Genomic DNA, 19,073 nt, shown 5'->3' on the forward strand with positions numbered 1-19,073 from the left:
CGAGGTCTGTGGGTCAATAACGCCTGGAGATTATGCCATGTTGTCCGCAATCGCCTACAACGTTGCCGGTTACAGGCAACAGATGGTGGCCAATTGCGCGAATTCAATGTCTTGGATGGGATGGCAACAAGGTCGGCAGGCGGGGATGGCTCAAATAATAACCCATTTTTTAAAAATGTGCGGCGGATTGTCGAAAGGCCTCAATTGTCGTCGGCGAAGGTGGTGTTGGTCATGATCTGCTCGGTGATCTTTTCCAGCAGCGGCCACAGGTCGGCCAGCAGCGCCCGCGCCCTGGCCGCGCCGGCCGGATCGTCCAGCGGCAGCTCCTCGAGCTCGTGCAGCAGCTCGCCCATGCCCAGCGCGCCCACGGTGCGCGCCGGCGACTTCAGGCGGTGGCTCAGGTCGCGCACCGTCGTCATGTCGCCGCGCCGCAGCGCCGCCTCCATGCGGGTGATGACGTCCTGGCTGTTTTGCAGGAACTTGAAGGCGAACTTGCGCACCTTGTGCGGGTGGTAGCCCAGCAGCTTGGCCAGGATCGACAGGTCGATCACCGCCGGATCGCCGCCCAGCGTGGTCTTGAAGGCCGGCCGCGCCGGCGCCGCCGGCCGTTCGCGCGGGGTGTCGCGCTCGGGCAGCCAGTTGGCGATGGTCTGGTACATCAGCGCCGGCTGGATCGGCTTGGAGATGAAATCGTCCATGCCGGCCTCGATGCAGCGCACCCGGTCCTCGCTGGTGGCCGTCGCCGTCATGGCCAGCACCCGGATGTCGGCCAGGCGCGGGTCGGCGCGGATGCGGCGGGTCGCCTCCAGACCGTCCATCAGTGGCATCTGCACGTCCATCAGCACGCAGTCGAAGGCGGTCTGGCGCAGCAGCTCGAGCGCCTCCATGCCGTTGGCGGCCAGGCACACCGACGAGCCGACCTCCTCCAGCATCTCCAGCGCGATCTGCTGGTTGAAGGTGTTGTCCTCGACCAGCAGGATGCGGGCGTTCTTGAGCGCGGCCATCACCGCCGCGCTGCGCGAGGACGCCAGCAGCTCGGCGGCGGCGTCCTTGACGCGGTCGATCAGTGCCGGCACGCTGGCGCTCGACACGCCCAGGCGGGCGGTGAACCAGAAGGTGCTGCCGTGGCCCGGCCGGCTGCGCACCCCGACCTCGCCGCCCATCAGTTGCGCCAATTGCTTGCAGATCGACAACCCGAGGCCGGTGCCGCCGTATTCGCGCGTGGTGGAGGTGTCGGCCTGCTGGAACGACTGGAACAGCTTCTCGATCTCGCGTTCGGACAGGCCGATGCCGCAGTCGCTCACCTCGAAGCGCAGCAGGCAGCCGGTGGCGTCGCCGACGACCTGGCGCACGCGCACGTCGATCCGGCCTTTTTCGCTGAACTTGATGGCGTTGTTGGTGTAGTTGATCAGCACCTGGCCGAGCCGCAGCGGGTCGCCGCGCAGCACCTTGGGCAGGGTCGGATCGAGGTCGAACACCAGTTCCAGCTCCCGGCTGGCGGCCTTGGGCGCGACCACCGTGGTCAGGGTCTGGATCACGTGTTCGAGCGCGAAGTCGACCTGTTCGATCGCCAGCTTGCCGGCCTCGATCTTGGAGATGTCGAGGATGTCGTCGATGATGCCCAGCAGGTGCTCGCCGGCGAAGCGGATCTTTTCCAGGTAGTCGCGCTGGCGCGGATCGAGGTCGGTCTTGAGCGCCAGGTAGGCCATGCCGATCACGCCGTTCATCGGCGTGCGGATCTCGTGGCTCATGTTGGCCAGGAACTGGCCCTTGGTCTGGCTGGCCTCCTCGGCCACCTGGCGCGCCTGGTCGAGCTCGCGGGTGCGCTGGGCGACGCGCTCCTCCAGATGCTCGTTCAACTCGCGCAGCGCGTCCTCGCCGCGTTTGCGGTCGGTGATGTCGGTCAGGCTGGCCACCACCAGCGGCACGGCGCCGCCCTGGTCGGGAATCGGTTCGGCGTTGACCGACAGCCAGTGCATCGCGCCGTCGGGCTGGGCGATGCCCATCACCACGTCGCGCACCGACAGGCCGGTGACGATGGCCAGGCGCACCGGATGGCTGGCGGCGTCGAAGCGCGTGCCGTCCTCGCGCACGCCGCACCACAGGCCGCCGCCGTCGCCGCCCTTGGACTCGATCGGCAGCGCGTGCGCCAGCATGCGCGCGGCGGCGGCGTTGCGCTCGAGGATGGCGCCGTTGCCGTCGACCATCACCAGGCCGTTGGTGACGGCGTTGAAGATCGACGCCAGGCGCTGGCTCGAGCCGCGCAGCGCGCCCTCGGCCTGGCGGCGCGCCGTGATGTCGGTCAGCATGGCCAGGGTGCCGGCGTAATGGCCGGCGTCGGAATTGATGACGGTGGTCGACAGCAGGCACCAGACGGTGCTGCCGTCGCTGCGGCGGAAGCTGACGTCGCCCTGGATCGCCTCGCCGGCCAGGCGCCGTTGCAGGTGGTGGTGCAGCTGCAGGCGGCCGTCGGCGTCCATGAAGTCGGTCATGGCGCGGCCCATGATCTGCTCGACGTCGTAGTCGAGCATGCGCGCCATGGTCGGATTGACGAAGGTGGTGCGGTCGTCGGCGTCGCTCATCCAGATGCCCTCGGCGGCGGTCTGCACGATCAGGCGGTAGCGCTCGGAGCTCGCCTGCAGCGCCTCCTCGGCGCGCTGGCGCTGGGTCATGTCGCGCAGCGCCATGATCACCAGTTCCTGGCCGCCCAGCTCCACCTGCGAGATATGGACCATGGCCGGGAAGGTGCTGCCGTCGGCGCGGTGGGCGCTCAGCACCCGGCCCGGCAGGTTGGGACGGGCGAACAGCTCGCGTCCGCGGCCGTTGCTGCGCATCGCCTCCGGCGCCAGCTGGTCGACCGAGCGCCCGGCCATGTCGCCGTCGTAGCCGAAGCTGGCGGCGCAGGCGGGGTTGGCGTGGCGCACCCGCCCGCTCTTGTCGGCGATCAGCACCGCGCCCGGCGTGGCGTCGACCACGGCGCACAGGCGCGCCTGCTCGGCGGCGGCGCGGTCGCTGATGTCGGCCAGGGTGCCGACCGCGCGCAGCGGCTTGCCGGCGGCGTCGCGCCCGATCACCATGCCGCGCATGAGCACCCACTTCCAGGCGCCGTTCTTGCAGCGCATGCGGTGCTCGCTGTTGATCTGGACGTTGCCGTCGGGCGGGGCGCCCAGGCAGTCCTGGATGCCGCGTTCGACCTGCGCCAGGTCGTCGGGATGGACGTGGCCGCGCCATTGCTCCATCGACTGCGCGAACGGCTGTGCGGGCGGTTGCGCCGGCGCCGGCGCGGACGTCCCGTAGCCGAGCAGTTCGCAATAGCGCGCCGACAGTTTCAGCGCGCCGGTATCGATGCGCCATTCCCACATGCCGGCGCCGGAGCCTTCCAGCGCCAGGCCGGCGATGCGTTCGGCGCTGTTTTGTTCGGCGCGCGCGGCGCTCAGCGCGGCCGATTGTTTGCGCAGGCGCCAGGCGCCGCCCACGGTCACCAGCAGCAGCAGCGCGCCGAGCGCGAAGCCGCCGTAGCGCAGCAGGCGATTCGGTCCCTCGGGCTGGTACAGGAAGCCGTCGAGCTTGAAGTCGGCCGGCAGCATGCCTTGCTGGGCGTAGGCGCGGGCGATGGCGCTCCAGCGTTCCGGGTTGCTGTAGCCCGGTTCGATCAGGTCCTGTTCCAGCAGCGAGGCGATCTGGCGCGCCTCGAACATCAGCAGCTCGCGGTTGCTGCGCTCCGGGTAGCGGGCCCGTATCAGGTCGGCGATTTCGCCCTGGTGGGCCATGGCGTAGCGCCAGCCGCGCAGGGTCGCCTCGCGCACCGCGCGCGCGCGCGCCGGATGCTCGCGCAATTCGCTTTCGGTGGTATAGAGCACGTCGCCGTAGAAATCGAGGCCGATGGCGCGCGGCGACTGGATCTCATAGGACAGGCTGGTGCGTTCGAGGACGAACGGCGCCTCGGTGGTGTAGACCGACATGGCGTCGACGCGGCCCTGCAGCAGGTCGTCGTAGTTGTGGGTGTGGGCGAGTTGGTACACGCTGTCGCTGCGCACCCCCAGCTTCTTCAGGTAGACGGTCAGTTCTTCGTTGTTCGGCGCCAACATGACGCGGCTGCCGGCCCACGGGCGCGGCTTGCCGTCGGGGCCACGGCGCACCAGCAGCGCCGCGCCGGAATGCTGGAAGATCGAGGCCAGCACCACCACCGGCTGGCCGGCGCCGCGCGCCAGCAGCAAGCCGGTGTTGCCGACGCCGTACTGGGCGCCGCCGCCGGCGACGTTTTGCAGCGGGTCGCCGCCGGGCACCGCCTCGGCCAGGGTGACATCGAGGCCGGCGTCGCGATAGTAGCCCTGGTCCTGCGCGGCGTAGTAGCCGGCGAACTGGAACTGGTGCCGCCATTTGAGCTGGATGGTGACTTTTTCGGCGGCCAGGGCGCCGTGGAGCGCGCCGGCCAGCATCAGGACGAGCGCCGCCACCTTGCGCGGAAAACGGCGCCAGGAGCTCGGGCGAACGCGGGGACGGCTGTGCAACAAGAGCTTCCCTTTCCGATGACAGTGGGGGCCTGGAGGCAGCCAACTATAGCAGTTTTAACCGCCGTGATCTCATCGACAAGAAAAGAAGGGAATTGCGTCGTGGCGGGGCCGCCGCGTCTGGAAAAAGACACATTTGACGCCCTAAAACGCCCCCCATCCGGCACCGGGCGTGACATTCGGTGAGAAAGCGGCGCGCGGCGCGACTTGCCGGCTGGGAGTCACGCGCCGGCGCCGCCGCTTATTGGGCGAAGCTGCCGGCGAACTGGTAGCGGTGGCCGGGGTGCCACATGGTGGCGATGCTGGCGATGCGCCCGCCCGACAGCGTCTGGCGCTTGAGCACCAGGCAGGCCTGGCGGGTGTCGATGGCCAGCATGTCGGCGATGTCGCGCGGCGTGGCCAGCGCCTCGATGCTGTAGGTGGCGCCCTGCAGCGGCGCCGCCTTCATCAGGTATTCGTTGGGGGTGGTGCTGGCGAAGTCCTGTTCCATGTAGTCGGGCGCGCACAGCGGGTTGACCCAGCGGTCCTCGACCTGGATCGGCACGCCGTTCTCGAAATGGATGATCACCGAATGGAACAGCGGGTGGCCGGCCGGCAGGTCGAACTGCTTGGCCATCAGATCGCTGGCCTTGCCGCGTTCGAGTTGTTGCAGACTGCTGCGGTGGACGTGGCCGCGCGCGCGCACCTCGTCGGCGATCGATTTGATCTCCAGCAGCGTGGCCTGGTATTTTTGCTGGGCGACGTAGGTGCCGGAGCCCTGGCGGCGCGTCAGCACCTGTTCGGCCGTGAGCTCGCGCACGGCGCGGTTGACGGTCATGCGGGAGACGCCGAATTGTTTGACCAGCGCCTGTTCGGACGGGATCACGTCGCCTTCCTTCCAGACGCCGGCCGCGATCTGCGCCAGCAAATGGTCTTTGATGCGCTGGAAAATAGGGGTGCCGTCCGGGCCGGCCGGCGAATTGTCTTGCTGCTGTTGATCGCTTTGATCGTTCAAACGGGTTCTCCTGGCGCGCCTCCGCGGGCGGCGGAGCGGGCATTTTAGCATCCGGCACGGGTACAATTCAAAGCACCGATGCAAAAGCAATTCAAAAGCAATTCAAAAGCAAGACCTGGAGTGTGCCGCCACGCGCCGCCCGATAGGATGGCATCATTCCAATTCAACGATGGAGTCCGCGATGGACAAGGTAATCGACAAAACGGCCAAAACGGGCGTCCCCTACGCCGACGAGCAGTCGCGCTGGGAGGCGGTGCGGCGGCGCGACGCCGGCGCCGACGGCGTATTCTGGTATTCGGTGCGCAGCACCGGCGTGTACTGCCGGCCGTCGTGCGGCGCGCGGCCGGCGCTGCGCAAGAACGTGGCCTTCCACGACAGCCGCGAGGAGGCGCTGCAAGCCGGTTTCCGGCCCTGCCTGCGCTGCAAGCCCGAGCAGCCGCCGCTGGCCGAGCGCCGGGCCGCGCTGGTGGCGGAGGCTTGCCGCCTGATCGACGCCGCCGACGAGGCGCCCGACCTCGACAGCCTGGCCGCCGCCGTCGGCGTCAGCCGCTTCCATTTCCACCGGCTGTTCAAGGCGGTGACCGGGATCACCCCGAAAGCGTACGCCCAGGCGCGGCGCGCGCGGCGGGTGCAGGACGGGTTGACGCGGCAGGCGTCGGTCACCGAGGCGATCTACGACGCCGGCTTCAATTCCAGCGGCCGCTTTTACGCCAGCTCGCCGGCGGTGCTGGGCATGACGCCGACCGCCTTCCGCGCCGGCGGCGCCGGCACGGTGATCCGCTTCGCCATCGGCGCCTGTTCGCTGGGCGCGATCCTGGTGGCCAGCACCGCGCGGGGCATTTGCGCGATCCTGATCGACGACGATCCCGACTTCCTGGTGCGCGACCTGCAGGACCGCTTTCCCAGGGCGGAGCTGATCGGCGCCGAGGCGGAGTATGAACAGGTGGTCTCGCGCGTGGTGGGCATGGTCGAACGGCCCGACATCGGCCTCGATCTGCCGCTGGACGTGCGCGGGACGGCGTTCCAGCAGCGGGTGTGGCAGGTGCTGCGCGGGATACCGGCCGGCCGCACGGTCAGCTACGCCGAGCTGGCGGAGCTGGTGGGCTCGCCCAAGGGCGCGCGCGCGGTGGCCGGCGCCTGCGCCGCCAACGCGCTGGCGGTGGCGATTCCCTGCCACCGGGTGGTGCGCAACGATGGCTCGATCTCCGGCTACCGCTGGGGCGTGGACCGCAAGGCGGCGTTGTTGGACAGGGAGCGGCCGGGTCATGAGTAGCGACAACGGGGAGTTCGATTTCAGCGCCGGCGCGCCGGCGCGCCAGCCGCGCAAGACGCCGCCGGTCAGCGTGGCGCCGGCCGGCGCCGCCGCCGTCCCCGCGGACGATGCGCTGGCGCTGGCCAACGCGCGCCGGGCGGTGGGGGCGGCGGCCGGCATCGCCGTGCACGTGGCGGGGCTGGACTGGCAAGCCATCGCCGATGAACTCAACGCGCACGGCCACGCGATCGTCCCCGGCATGCTGGGCGCCGACGAAAGCGCCGCCATGGCGGCGCAGTACGCCCAAGCGCAGCTGTTCCGCAGCCGCGTGGTGATGGCGCGCCACGGCTTCGGCAGCGGCGAGTACCAGTACTTCCGCTACCCGCTGCCGTCGATGATCTCGGCGCTGCGGCAGGCGCTGTACGGCCCGTTGGCCGCCATCGCCAATCGCTGGCACGAGGCGATGGACATCGACACCCGCTTCCCGGCCGACCACGCCGCCTTCCTGGCGCGCTGCCACGCCGCCGGCCAGAACCGCCCGACGCCGCTGCTGCTGCAATACGGGGCGGGGGACTACAACTGCCTGCACCAGGACCTGTACGGCGAACACGTGTTCCCGCTGCAGGCGGCCATTTTGCTGAGCGAGCCGGGAAAAGATTTCGGCGGCGGCGAGTTCGTGCTGACCGAGCAGCGCCCGCGCATGCAGTCGCGGGTGGAGGTGGTGCCGTTGCGCCGCGGCGACATGGTGATTTTCCCCGTCAACCACCGGCCGGTGCAGGGCGCGCGCGGGGTCTACCGGGTCGCCATGCGGCACGGCGTCAGCCGGGTGCGCGCGGTGGCCGCTGCCGCCGCCGGCGCCAATGCCGGGCCGCTGCGCCATACCTTGGGTATCATTTTCCACGACGCCACCTGATATTCGAAGATTCCTTCGATTTTCCCTCCACACCGCCCGTCCACCTGTTATGCTGCCCGCGCGGCTGCGCGCGCGTGGTCAATTGAACATCGAAAAGGCGCAATGCTTGTTACTATTAGTTGCTACTACTTAATTTGCAGGAAACCACTCCGGGGATTTGATGACCACCAACGATAACGCGCGCCGTATCAGCGCCCTGATACAACAGCACCAGGCCGACATCGGCGCCGACTGGATCACCAATTTGGAAAGCATGGCCTTCCGCAGCGACAGTGCTTCGCAGGAGCAATTGCGGCGGCACTGCCGGCAGTTGCTGGCATTGCTGCCGGAGGCCACCCTGGGCGGCGGCTTCGACAGCATCGAGGGCCGCGCCTGGGACGAGGTGCGCGACCAGTTGACCGAGATCTCGGGCCAGCGCGCCAAGCAGGGCTCGACGCCGAGCGAGACGGCGACCTTCGTGTTCTCGCTCAAGCAGTCGCTGTTCGGCAGCCTGCGCCAGTCGCTGGCGGCCGAGCCGGAACTGCTGGCCGAGGCGCTGTGGAACGTCAGCACCCTGCTCGACAAGCTTGGCCTGTTCACCATCGAGGTGTTCCAGAAGAGCCGCGACCAGATCATCGTGCGCCAGCAGCAGGAGCTGCTGGAGCTGTCGACGCCGGTCGTAAAGCTGTGGACCGACATCCTGGCGCTGCCGCTGATCGGCACCCTCGACAGCGCCCGCACCCAGGTGGTGATGGAGAGCCTGCTCGAGAAGATCGTCGAAACCGGCGCCGCCATCGCCATCATCGACATCACCGGCGTGCCGACCGTCGACACCCTGGTGGCCCAGCATCTGATGAAGACCATCGCCGCCGCCCGCCTGATGGGCGCCGACTGCATCATCAGCGGCATCCGCCCGCAGATCGCCCAGACCATCGTCCACCTGGGCGTGAACCTGGACGACGTGGTGACCAAGGCGACCCTGGCCGACGCCTTCATCGTGGCGCTGGCGCGGGTCGGCTCGACCATCAGCCGCAAAGCCTGAGCCGCCGATGGAACGCATACCTATTCTGCGCATCGGCGACCTGCTGCTGGTGACGATCCAGGTCGACATGCATGACCGCCTGGCGATGACGTTGCAGGACGACCTGACCGAGCGCATCGTCAAGGACCAGGCCAAGGGCGTGCTGATCGATATCTCGGCGCTCGACCTGGTCGACTCCTTCATCGGCCGCATGATCAGCAACACGGCGGCGATGGCGCGCGTGCTCGACGCCCAGACGGTGCTGGTGGGCATGCAGCCGGCCGTCGCCATCACCCTGGTCGAGCTGGGCTTGACCTTGCCAGGCGTGAAAACCGCGCTCAATGTCGAAAAAGGCATGTCGCTGCTCGGCAAGAGTTATCAATGAACGGTGCGCCGTTAGCGGACCCGGTCCGCTTCGCCTCGCCGTTGCTGGAAGCGGACCGGCTGGTGCGCACCAGCCAGACCTTGCCGCTGCGTACCGACGAGCATGTCGTGGCCGTGCGCCGGGTGGTGCGCGAGCAGGCGCTGGCGCTCAAACTGAGCCTGGTCGAGCAGACCAAGCTGGTGACGGCGGCCAGCGAGCTGGCGCGCAACACCATTAAATATGGCGGCGGCGGCATGGTTGTCGCGCAGCAATTGACGGACGGCGTGCGCCAGGGTCTGCGGCTGGTGTTCGCCGACGACGGTCCCGGCATCGCCGACGTCACGCAGGCGCTGCGCGACGGTTACACCAGCGGCGGCGGCCTGGGCCTCGGCCTGGGCGGCGCCAAAAGGCTTGTTGACGAGTTCGACATCGATTCACGTAGCGGAGAGGGCACCGCGGTCGCGGTCGTCAAATGGAAAAAATAGCCAGTTCGTTCGACGGTCAGCAGTGGATTTCGATTGTTCATCCGAGTGACATCGCCACCGCCCGCCGTTGCGGCCAGCGCCTGGCGCAGGACGCCGGCTTCGACGACGTGCGCAGCGGCCAGGTGGCCATCGTCATCAGCGAGGCCGCCACCAACATCCTGAAGCACGCCGGCGAGGGGCGCATCGCGCTGTTGCCGGTGTTTAGCGGCGAGACCGCCGGCATCGAGGTGCTGGCGCTCGACAAGGGGCCCGGCATCGCCAACCTGGGCCAGGCGCTGCGCGACGGCGTCTCCAGCGCCGGCACCGCCGGCACCGGCCTGGGGGCGATGCGCCGCCTGGCCGACGAATTCGACGTCTACGCCCTTCCGGGCAAGGGCGCGGTGTTCTGCATGCGGCTGTGGCCGCGCACGGGCGGCGGTTCGCCGGCGTCGCCGTCCTTGTCGGGCGCGGTGTGCCTGCCGCTGGCCGGCGAGGCCGACAGCGGCGACGCCTGGCTGGTGGCGCGCCAGCGCCACGCCATCGCGCTGATGGTGGTCGACGGCCTCGGACACGGACCGGAGGCGGCCAAGGCCGGCCGCGCCGCCGTCGATACGGTGGCGCTGCAGCCGGGCATGCGTCCGGCCCAGCAGATCGAAGTGTGCCACGCGGCGCTGCGGCCCACCCGCGGCGCGGCGCAGGCGGTCGCGCTGCTGGACCTGGAGGCGCGCGAGCTGTCGTTCGCCGGCGTCGGCAACATCGGCGCCTGCATTATCGACGGCGACGAGCGCCGCCAGATGATGTCGCACAACGGCATCGTCGGCCACAACATCCGCAAGGTGCAGGAGTTCGTGCTGCCATGTCCGCCCGGCGCGCTGGTGATCCTGGCCAGCGACGGCATCGCCACCCAGTGGGACCTGGCGCAGTATCCGGGCCTGGCCGCGTGCGACCCGGCCATCGTGGCGGCGGTGCTGCTGCGCGACCACGCGCGCGTGCGCGACGACGCCTGCGTGCTGGTGCAACGCTGTCCGGGAGAACGCTGATGTCGCTTACCCGCATCCTGCAAGTCGGCATCGACAGCGAGCCTGACGTGGTGCTGGTGCGCCAGCGCGCGCGCCAGATCTCCGGCCTGCTCGGCTTCGGCGTGCAGGACCAGGTGCGGGTGGCGACGGCGGTCTCCGAGGTGGCGCGCTGCGCCTACGGCCGGCTGTCCGGCGGGCGCGGGCAGTTCGCGCTCGACCAGCGCGGTCCGGTCGCGCGACTGACGGTGTCGATCCGCGCCGAGGCCCGGCCGGCGTCGGCGCCGCCGCCAGTGTCGACGGCGGCGGGCCTGGAGCCCGAATCGGCGGCCGCGCAGTTCGACAACGCCGTCCTCACCGCCCGGCGGCTGATGGACGACTGCGAGGTCGAACACGCGGACGGCGGCGGCCTGACGGTGGTCATGCGCAAGGATCTGCCGGCCGGCCAGCGCATCGACGCCGCCGGCCTGGCGCGCATCGGCGCCGAGCTGGCGGCCAGCCCGGTGCAGAACACGTATTCGGAGATGCAGCAGCAAAACCGCGAGCTGGGGGCCGCCCTGGCCGAGCTGCGCGAACGCCAGGACGACCTGCTGTCGCTCACGCGCGAGCTGGAGGACACCAACCGCGGCGTGGTGGCGCTGTACGCCGAGATCGAGGAAAAGGCCGAGCGCCTGCGCAAGGCCGACGAGATGAAGTCGCGCTTCCTGTCCAACACCAGCCACGAACTGCGCACGCCACTGAGTTCGATCCGGGCGCTGGCCAAGCTGCTGCTCGACCGCATGGACGGCGACCTGACCCCCGAGCAGGAGCGCCAGGTCGGCTTCATCGCCAGCGCCGCCTTCGACCTGTCGGAGCTGGTCAACGACCTGCTGGACCTGGCCAAGATCGAGGCGGGCAAGGTCGAACTGGTGATCGCGCCGATCGACATCGACAATCTGTTCAGCACCCTCAAGGGCATGCTGCGGCCGCTGACGCGCAATCCCGACGTGGAACTGGTGTTCGTCGCGCCCGCCGCGCCACGCCCGCTGCTGTCGGACGAGCCCAAGGTGGCGCAGATCCTGCGCAACTTCATCTCCAACGCGCTCAAGTTCACCCAGGCCGGCCAGGTGGAGGTGGCGCTGCACGACCATGGCGGCGACCAGGTCACGTTCACCGTCAGCGACACCGGCATCGGCATCGAGGCCGACAACCTGCAACTGATTTTCGAGGAATTCAGCCAGATCGCCCATCCGCTGCAGGCCGGCGCCAAGGGCACCGGCCTGGGGCTGCCGCTGTGCCGCCAGCTGGCGCAGCTGCTGGGCGGCTCGGTGGACGTGGCCAGCGTGATCGGCGCCGGTTCGACCTTTTCGCTGCACCTGCCGCGCCGGCCCGAGGGCGCCATCGACGACGCGCCATGAAGGACAACTCCATGAACAATGACAGCATATTGATCCTGAATGTCGACGACAACGACGGCGCGCGCTACGTCAAGACGCGCATCCTGCACGGCGCCGGCTTCCGGGTGGTGGAGGCGGCCAACGGCACCGACGGCCTGGCGCTGACGCGCCAGATGCTGCCGGCGCTGGTGCTGCTGGACGTTAAGCTGCCCGACATCAACGGCATCGAGGTGTGTCGCCGCATCAAGAACGATCCGCTGACGGCCGGCGTGCTGGTGCTGCAAACGTCGGCCGCGCTGACGGGGCGCGACGACAAGATCCGCGGCCTGGAGGGCGGCGCCGACAACTACCTGGCCGCGCCGATCGAGGCCGACGAGCTGGTGGCCAACGTCAATGCGCTGCTGCGCCTTCAGCGCACGCAGACGGAGCTGCGCAACAGCGAGGAGCGCTTCCGCCAGCTGACCGAGAACATCGAGGACGTGTTCTGGATGTTCGACCTGCAAAGCCGTGCCGTGCTGTACGTGAACAACGCCTACGATTCCTTCTGGGGACGGGCGGCGGCGCAGCTGCAGCAAAACACCGGCGACTGGCTCAACGCCATCCATGCCGACGACCGCATCGCCGTCGCCGCCCGCTGGGAGGGCGCGCAGCACGGCGAGCATTACGACGAGGAGTACCGGCTGCTGCTGGCAGACGGCACCCTGCGCTGGGTACGCGACCGCGCCTTCCAGGTGCGCGACGCCGGCCACACGCCGTACCGGATCGCCCGCATCAGCAGCGACATCACGCAGCGTAAAACCATGGAAGGCCTGCTGCGGGCGGCCGACGACAACAAGAACGACTTCCTGGCGACCCTGGCGCACGAGCTGCGCAACCCATTGAGCCCGATCCGCAACGCGGTCGCGCTGATGGGCGTGGCCGACGCCAGCCAGGTGGAGGTGCACCGCAAGGCGCGCCAGGTGATCATGCGCCAGGTGGGCCATCTGGCGCGGCTGGTGGACGATTTGCTCGACGTGGCCCGCATCTCCGAGGGCAAGCTGGCGTTGAAGCTGGAGGACCTGGAGTTGCAATCGGTGCTCGAACCGGCGCTGGAGACGGCCCGGCCGCTGATGGAATCGCGCGGTCACACCTTGACGGTGGCGGTGCCGCCGCAGCCGATCCGCCTGCACGGCGACCCGGTGCGGCTGGCGCAGGCGGTCGGCAACCTGCTGCACAACGCGGCCAAGTTCACCGTCGTCGGCGGCGAGATCCGGCTGGAGGTGGCGTTGCCGGCGCCGGACCGCGTGCGCATCGCCGTGCGCGACAATGGCATCGGCATCTCGACCGAAAACCTGCCGCGCATCTTCGACATGTTCGCGCAGGGCGCGTCGGCGCACGACCGCGCGCACGACGGCCTGGGCATCGGCCTGTCGCTGGTGTCGAAAATGGTGCAGATGCATGGCGGGACGGTGTACGCCGAAAGCGCGGGCGCCGACCAGGGCAGTAGCTTCGTCATCGAGCTGCCGGTGCTGGTCGCGCCCGGCACGGCGCAGGCCGAGGCACCTTTCGCCGGCGCCGCCGGTGCGCCGGTGCCGGCGGCGGCCAGGGGCCTGAACCGGCTGCTGGTGGTCGACGACAACATCGATTCGGGCGAGGTGCTGAGCGACCTGCTGCAGGTTCTGGGCTACGAGGTGCGGCTGGCGCACGACGCCGCGACCGCGCTGGCGAGCGCGCGCGACTTCGCGCCGCACGCGATGATCCTCGATATCGGCATGCCGAACGTCGACGGCTACGCGCTGGCGCGCATGCTGCGCGCCGATTCGGCGCTGTCGCGCATCCGGCTGATCGCGCACACCGGCTTCGGCTCGGCGCAGGACCGGGAGAAGACCGCCGCCGCCGGCTTCGATTTCCACCTGGTCAAACCGGCCGCGCTCGACGAGCTGCAGCAGACGCTGCGCCTGCTTTAAGCGATTTGGACGCTTTTTTGCGTCTGATATAAGCGCGAGTAAATACCGTTTTGCGCCAGCAGCGCCGCGTGGCTGCCCGCTTCGGCGATGCGGCCGCCGTCGAGCACCACGATGCGGTCGGCGTTCTCGATGGTCGACAGGCGGTGCGCGATGACCACCGTGGTGCGGCCCTTCATCAGCACTTCCAGCGCCGACTGCACCAGCCGCTCCGATTCGGTGTCGAGCGCGCTGGTGGCCTCGTCGAGGATCAGGATCGGCGCGTTCTTGTACAGGGCGCGGGCGATGGCCAGGCGCTGGCGCTGGCCGCCGGACAGACGCAAACCATTTTCACCCACCGGCGCCAGGTAGCCGCCCGGCTGGCGCTCGATGAATTCGTGCGCGTGCGCCGCGCGCGCCGCCGCCTCGATGCGCTCCATCGACGGTGCCGGGTCGCCATAGGCGATGTTGGCCGCCAGCGTATCGTTGAACAGCACCACGTCCTGGCTCACCAGCGCGATCTGACTGCGCAGCGACGCCAGCGTGTATTCGCGCAGGTCGACGCCATCGAGCTTGATGCCACCCGAACTGACGTCGTAGAAGCGTGGCAGCAGGCCGGCCAGCGTGGTCTTGCCGCTGCCGGAGCTGCCGACGAGCGCCACCGTCTCTCCGGCGGCGATATCGAGCGAGACTCGGTCCAGCGCGGGGCGCGCGTCCGGCGACAGCGGCTTGCCGTCGGCGCCGCGATAGTGGAAGCTGACGTTCTCCAATTGCAGTCGGCCTTCGGCGCGCTCCAGCGTTTTGGTGCCGGTGTCGGCCTCGGTCTCGGTGTCGATCAGGCCAAACACCGATTCGGCGGCGGCCAGGCCGCGCTGCATCGGTTCGTTAATCTTGGTCAGGTTCTTGATCGGCGACTGCATCGCCATCAGCGCCGACATGAAGGCGACGAAGTCGCCCGGCGACAGCGCGCCGGCCTGGTTGCGGATCAGCGCGAAGTAGATCAACGACGACAGCGTGATTCCGATCAGCAGCATGATGATGCCCGAGTTGAGCGCCGACGTCGCCGCGTGCTTGACGGCCAGCTGGCGGTTGGTCTTGACCACGCTGTCGAAGCGGGTCTGCTCGTATTCCTGGCCGCCGAAGATCTTCACCACGCGCTGGCCGCTGATGCTCTCGTCGAGCACATTGGTCAGGTCGCCCATGGCCGCCTGCGCGCTTTTGCTCAGGTGGCGCATGCGGCGCCCGGTGAAGGTGACGATGGCCGCCACCAGCGGCAGCAGGCCGAGGCAGAACACCGCCAGCTGCCAGTCGACGACGAACAGCGTGATCAGGTAGCCGATGGTGGCCACCGAATCGCGCACGGCGACGTTGACGACGTTGAGCACGGCCTGCGACACCTGGGCGGCGTCGAAGGCCACGCGCGAGAGCGTGGTGCCGGTCGAGGACTGGTCGAAGTAGCCGTTCGGCAGGCGCATGATGCGGGCGAACATCTGCTCGCGCAGGTTGGCCTGCACGCGGCTGCTGAGCCACGCGGCGCCGTATTCGCCGACGAAGCTGGAGACCATGCGCATCACCGCCAGGCCGAGGATCACCGCCGGGATGGTCCACAGCGCCACGCGCGCCGGGTCGCTCGGCAGCAGGGGGGCGAGCAATTCCCGCACCCAGGCGAGGATGCCGGTGGCGGGGGCGCCGGCCGCGTTGTGGGCCGGCGCCAGCGCGTCGATCACGTTCTTCAACTGGTTGATCAGCAGCACGTCGGTGGCCGCCGCCACACCGACCGCGAACAGGGTGACGGCGACGATCCCGGCGTAGGGACGGAACTGGTTGAGCAGGCGGATATAGAGTAGGCGGCTGGACACGTGTGGCGTTCTGAGAGCGGCGAATCCGCCATTGTACCCCTCCCGCCCGGGCGCCAGCGTGTAAAACCCCGACACCCGGCGCGAGTTCGATTGACCCCGGCGCAAACTTGGTTACACTCTGATCTTGCTTCCGAATGGAGAGATTTGATGCGTACCGCCCCTTTGCAACGTTCCCCGCTGGCAGCGGCCATGACTTTTGCCCTGTCCACCCTGCTGGCGCCGGCCCACGCCGACACCATCATCGACCACGCCAACGGCTACACGCTGACGGCGGCGGGCACCCTGCAGCGCTTCACGTCGCTGGGGTTCGACGATCTGGGGCGGGTGATCGTGGTGGGCGGCGAGAAGGACACGGCGGCCAGGCTGCCGGACGCGCAGCACATCGACGCCCAGGGCAAAACCCTGCTGCCCGGGCTGATCGACGCCCACGGCCACGTGTTCGAGCTGGGCGAGATCGCCTCCGGCGTCGACCTGTTCGGCGCGACGAGCCTGGGTGGCGCGGTGCGCGCGGTGGCCGAATTCAGCCGGAACCATCCGAAGAACGCCTGGATCGTCGGCTACGGCTGGAACCAGGAGGTGTGGAAGCTGGGCCGCTTCCCGACCGCCGCCGAGCTCGACGCCGTGGTCAACGACCGGCCGGTGCTGCTGCACCGGGTCGACGCCCACGCCAGCTGGGTCAACACCAAGGCGCTGGAGATGGCCGGCATCGGCAAGGACACGCCCGATCCGGCCGGCGGCAAGATCGAGCGCGACGCCAACGGCAAACCGACCGGGGTGCTGGTCGACAGCGCCATGGAGCTGGTGAACAAGGTGGTGCCGCTGCCGACGCCGGCGCAAGCGCGCGGCACCTTGGACAACGCGCTGGCGGCGCTGGCCAGGGTGGGGCTGACGAGCGTGCACGACGCCGGCATCAAGGTGGCGCAGGACGATCTGTATCGCGACTACGCCGACCACGGCAAGCTGACCGCGCGGGTGTACGCGATGATCGGCGACACCGGCGCCGACTTCGACGAACTGGCCAAGGAAGGCCCGCTCAAGTCCTATGCCAACGACGTCTACGCGCTGGCGGCGGTCAAGCTGTACGCGGACGGCGCGCTGGGCAGCCGTGGCGCGGCCTTGATGTCGCCCTACAGCGATATGCCGTCGACCAAGGGCCTGCTGTTCCACCCGAACGACGAGATGCTTGCGAAGATGAACAAGGCGATGAAGGCCGGCTATCAGGTCAATATCCACGCCATCGGCGACGCCGGCAACCGCCAGATCCTCGACGCCTACGCGCAGCTGATCCCCAAATATAACAACGCGCAGCTGCGCCACCGCATCGAACACGCGCAGGTGGTGGCATTGGACGACATCCCGCGTTTCAAGAAACTGGGGGTGATCCCGTCGATGCAGCCGACGCACGCGACGTCCGACCAGAACATGGCCGAACACCGCGTCGGCCCGGAGCGCATCAAGGGCGCCTACGCCTGGCGCACCTTTTTGGACCAGGGTTCGAAGATCGCCTGCGGATCGGACTTCCCGGTGGAGTCGCCCAATCCGTTCGAAGGCTTGCACGCCGCCGTCACGCGGCAGAACAACGCCGGCGTGCCGGCCGGCGGCTGGTACAAGAACCAGGCGATGACGATGAACGAGGCGTTCCGCTGCTTCACGCTGGACGCGGCCTACGCGGCCAACCAGGAGAACGTCATCGGTTCGCTGGAGCCGGGCAAATGGGCCGATTTCATCCTGATCGACCGCGATATCTTCAAGGTGGCGCCCGAGCAGATTGGCAAGACCGTGGTGCTGCAGACCTGGATGGGCGGCAAGCGGGTGTACAAGAAGTGATAACCGGCGCGGCCGGCACGCCCGGCCGCCGCTGGAACCGCCACACTGGCCGGAAATTCAATTATTCCTCTTTCGCAACGAGTGTTGCGCGTCGTGCAGCCAACTCGCACGCTTCAGGTCCATTTTGATCTGGATCAAATGTTTTTCACTCCCCATTTTTTACTATTTCCATGCGGCATCAAGATGAGGACGAAGTCATCGGGCCGCCCGGACTGACGATCTCGCCATCGTCAGCATCTATATTTCAGGGGGGGAGCGACATGCTCGATAAAAGCAATAGAAAGTGGAAAGACATTGTCACCGGCAAGCTTGAATTGAAGACGGACAATTTTGGTTTGCAGATGTTTCTCAAACGCGCGGTGACGCGGTTTTCAAGCGCGCAGGATCCAGGCGAACTGGAAAAGACGGTCGCGGAACTCCATGGGTTCTTCGTCAAATACGAGCGCGTTCTGGCAAAAGAAATTGCCATCATTTCGAAATAAAAGGAAGCCATGAAAACATCTACTCTGCTGACCGTCGAGGAAGCGACGGCATTGATCGACGCGGGAAAAGTATTGGCCCTGGCCGGTGACGAAGCGCTGCTGGCGCGGCTGCCCAAGGGCAGCTGGATCGCCGGCACCATCCCGTATTTCATCGCCGACGATGGCGGCATCGAGACGCGCGACAAGCTCTTCGCCACCGAGCTGACGCGCGCGGCCGCCACCACCACCACGCTCAAGACCTACACGCTCGACACCATCAAAAACATCGCCACCGACGCCCCGGCCAACGGCTACACGGTCGTCATCATCCCGGCCAGGAGCGCCGTGCACACCGAATACGCCAACCATGGCCGCGACTACGACGACATGTTCATGAAGCCGATCGTCGGCTGGATCGCCGGCGTCCATCTGTCCGACCTCGACAGCGCCACCGCCAAGGTGGTCAATGGCGCCGACGGCACGTTGCGCGACGCCGAGGCGGTGGCCTTGCACGTGAGCTTGCCGGACGAGCAGATGGCGGTGGTGCATATCTTGAACCTGTTTAAGCAAAATCCGGACGCCGACGTCATCACCTTCGCCACCACCGGGTTTAGCGCGTCGACCTGCTACGTCAACGGCGAAGAAACCGTGCTGGCCGACTACATGGCGGCGCGGAAGCTCGACCTGAAGTTGCCGCTGGTCGCCGACTACAACGGCGCGCAGATCAACACCTCGTTCCAGAACGTCGACCAGGACGGCCGCACCGTTCATTTCTATGCGCCGGTGTTCGCCGGAATCGAGTATCGTCAGGCGGCGCCCGTGGGCGACTATGTGCACGGTTTCGAGGCGCTGGCCGACGGCCGGCACGGCGACGTGGAGTTCAGTTGCAACTGCATCCTCAACTATCTGTACGGCGAGTTGCGGGGCCGCAAGACAGGTGACCTGAGCGGCCCGGTCACGTTCGGCGAAGTGGCCTATCAGTTGTTGAACCAGACGCTCGTGTACCTGGACGTGCAAACCCACGCCTGAGCAGCGGACGGCGGGGAGGCGTAAAAAAGGTTGACTTAGTTGTATAGACAACTTATGCTTTGAGAATGCGCCGATGGCGTGCGGC

Annotated in this window: 14 protein-coding genes; 11 read left to right on the top strand and 3 right to left on the bottom strand. The window is 68.0% G+C overall.

Going from position 1 to position 19,073, the window contains the following annotated elements:
* Positions 1–200: 200 nt before the first annotated feature.
* The gene (locus MRBLMU1_RS30480) at positions 201–4,511 is read right to left on the bottom strand and encodes a PAS domain S-box protein (RefSeq protein WP_363509955.1); all 4,311 of its coding nucleotides are present in this window, start codon (positions 4,509–4,511) and stop codon (positions 201–203) included.
* A gap of 241 nt (positions 4,512–4,752) precedes the next feature.
* Complete coding sequence (gene hutC, locus MRBLMU1_RS30485) at positions 4,753–5,556, bottom strand: histidine utilization repressor (RefSeq protein WP_414646137.1); 804 nt, start codon at positions 5,554–5,556, stop codon at positions 4,753–4,755.
* Between the two features lie 130 nt (positions 5,557–5,686).
* On the opposite strand from hutC, the gene ada reads away from it, so the two are divergent.
* The 8 genes from ada (at position 5,687) to MRBLMU1_RS30525 (ending at position 13,836) form a co-directional block, all read left to right on the top strand.
* Positions 5,687–6,778 (top strand): bifunctional DNA-binding transcriptional regulator/O6-methylguanine-DNA methyltransferase Ada, encoded by a 1,092-nt coding sequence (gene ada / locus MRBLMU1_RS30490; RefSeq protein ID WP_363509959.1) that lies wholly within the window; start codon positions 5,687–5,689, stop codon positions 6,776–6,778.
* The gene (locus MRBLMU1_RS30495) at positions 6,771–7,670 is read left to right on the top strand and encodes a 2OG-Fe(II) oxygenase (protein ID WP_363509961.1); all 900 of its coding nucleotides are present in this window, start codon (positions 6,771–6,773) and stop codon (positions 7,668–7,670) included. Before ada ends, MRBLMU1_RS30495 begins: the two co-directional genes overlap by 8 nt.
* A gap of 160 nt (positions 7,671–7,830) precedes the next feature.
* Positions 7,831–8,691: an STAS domain-containing protein gene (locus tag MRBLMU1_RS30500; protein ID WP_363509963.1), complete on the top strand. Its 861-nt coding sequence runs from the start codon at positions 7,831–7,833 to the stop codon at positions 8,689–8,691.
* Between the two features lie 7 nt (positions 8,692–8,698).
* Positions 8,699–9,055, top strand: a complete 357-nt coding sequence (locus MRBLMU1_RS30505) for an STAS domain-containing protein (protein ID WP_363509965.1) — start codon at positions 8,699–8,701, stop codon at positions 9,053–9,055.
* Positions 9,052–9,519 (top strand): anti-sigma regulatory factor, encoded by a 468-nt coding sequence (locus MRBLMU1_RS30510; protein ID WP_363509967.1) that lies wholly within the window; start codon positions 9,052–9,054, stop codon positions 9,517–9,519. Before MRBLMU1_RS30505 ends, MRBLMU1_RS30510 begins: the two co-directional genes overlap by 4 nt.
* Positions 9,507–10,538 carry an ATP-binding SpoIIE family protein phosphatase gene (locus MRBLMU1_RS30515; protein WP_363509969.1) on the top strand — a complete coding sequence of 344 codons (1,032 nt, stop codon included), beginning with the start codon at positions 9,507–9,509 and terminating at the stop codon, positions 10,536–10,538. Before MRBLMU1_RS30510 ends, MRBLMU1_RS30515 begins: the two co-directional genes overlap by 13 nt.
* The gene (locus MRBLMU1_RS30520) at positions 10,538–11,911 is read left to right on the top strand and encodes a sensor histidine kinase (protein WP_363509971.1); all 1,374 of its coding nucleotides are present in this window, start codon (positions 10,538–10,540) and stop codon (positions 11,909–11,911) included. The genes MRBLMU1_RS30515 and MRBLMU1_RS30520 overlap by 1 nt, the downstream gene beginning before the upstream one ends.
* Positions 11,912–11,922: 11 nt before the next feature.
* Positions 11,923–13,836, top strand: coding sequence for a hybrid sensor histidine kinase/response regulator (locus MRBLMU1_RS30525; protein WP_363509973.1), 1,914 nt, complete (start codon positions 11,923–11,925; stop codon positions 13,834–13,836).
* Here MRBLMU1_RS30525 and msbA read toward each other — a convergent pair.
* Positions 13,833–15,671: a lipid A export permease/ATP-binding protein MsbA gene (gene msbA, locus MRBLMU1_RS30530; protein ID WP_363509975.1), complete on the bottom strand. Its 1,839-nt coding sequence runs from the start codon at positions 15,669–15,671 to the stop codon at positions 13,833–13,835. The two genes, MRBLMU1_RS30525 and msbA, sit on opposite strands and share 4 nt — an antisense overlap.
* A gap of 189 nt (positions 15,672–15,860) precedes the next feature.
* On the opposite strand from msbA, the gene MRBLMU1_RS30535 reads away from it, so the two are divergent.
* The 3 genes from MRBLMU1_RS30535 to MRBLMU1_RS30545 all read left to right on the top strand — a co-directional run bounded on the left by MRBLMU1_RS30535 (position 15,861) and on the right by MRBLMU1_RS30545 (position 18,988).
* Positions 15,861–17,498, top strand: a complete 1,638-nt coding sequence (locus MRBLMU1_RS30535; protein WP_414646138.1) for an amidohydrolase — start codon at positions 15,861–15,863, stop codon at positions 17,496–17,498.
* Between the two features lie 260 nt (positions 17,499–17,758).
* A complete protein-coding gene (locus MRBLMU1_RS30540; RefSeq protein ID WP_363509979.1) occupies positions 17,759–17,980 on the top strand; it encodes a hypothetical protein in 222 nt (73 codons plus the stop codon).
* A 9-nt stretch (positions 17,981–17,989) separates the two neighbouring features.
* Positions 17,990–18,988 (top strand): DUF6976 family protein, encoded by a 999-nt coding sequence (locus MRBLMU1_RS30545; RefSeq protein WP_363509981.1) that lies wholly within the window; start codon positions 17,990–17,992, stop codon positions 18,986–18,988.
* Positions 18,989–19,073: the final 85 nt, after the last annotated feature.

This window comes from Burkholderia sp. LMU1-1-1.1, assembly GCF_040675865.1.
Taxonomy (GTDB): Bacteria; Pseudomonadota; Gammaproteobacteria; order Burkholderiales; family Burkholderiaceae_D; genus Rugamonas.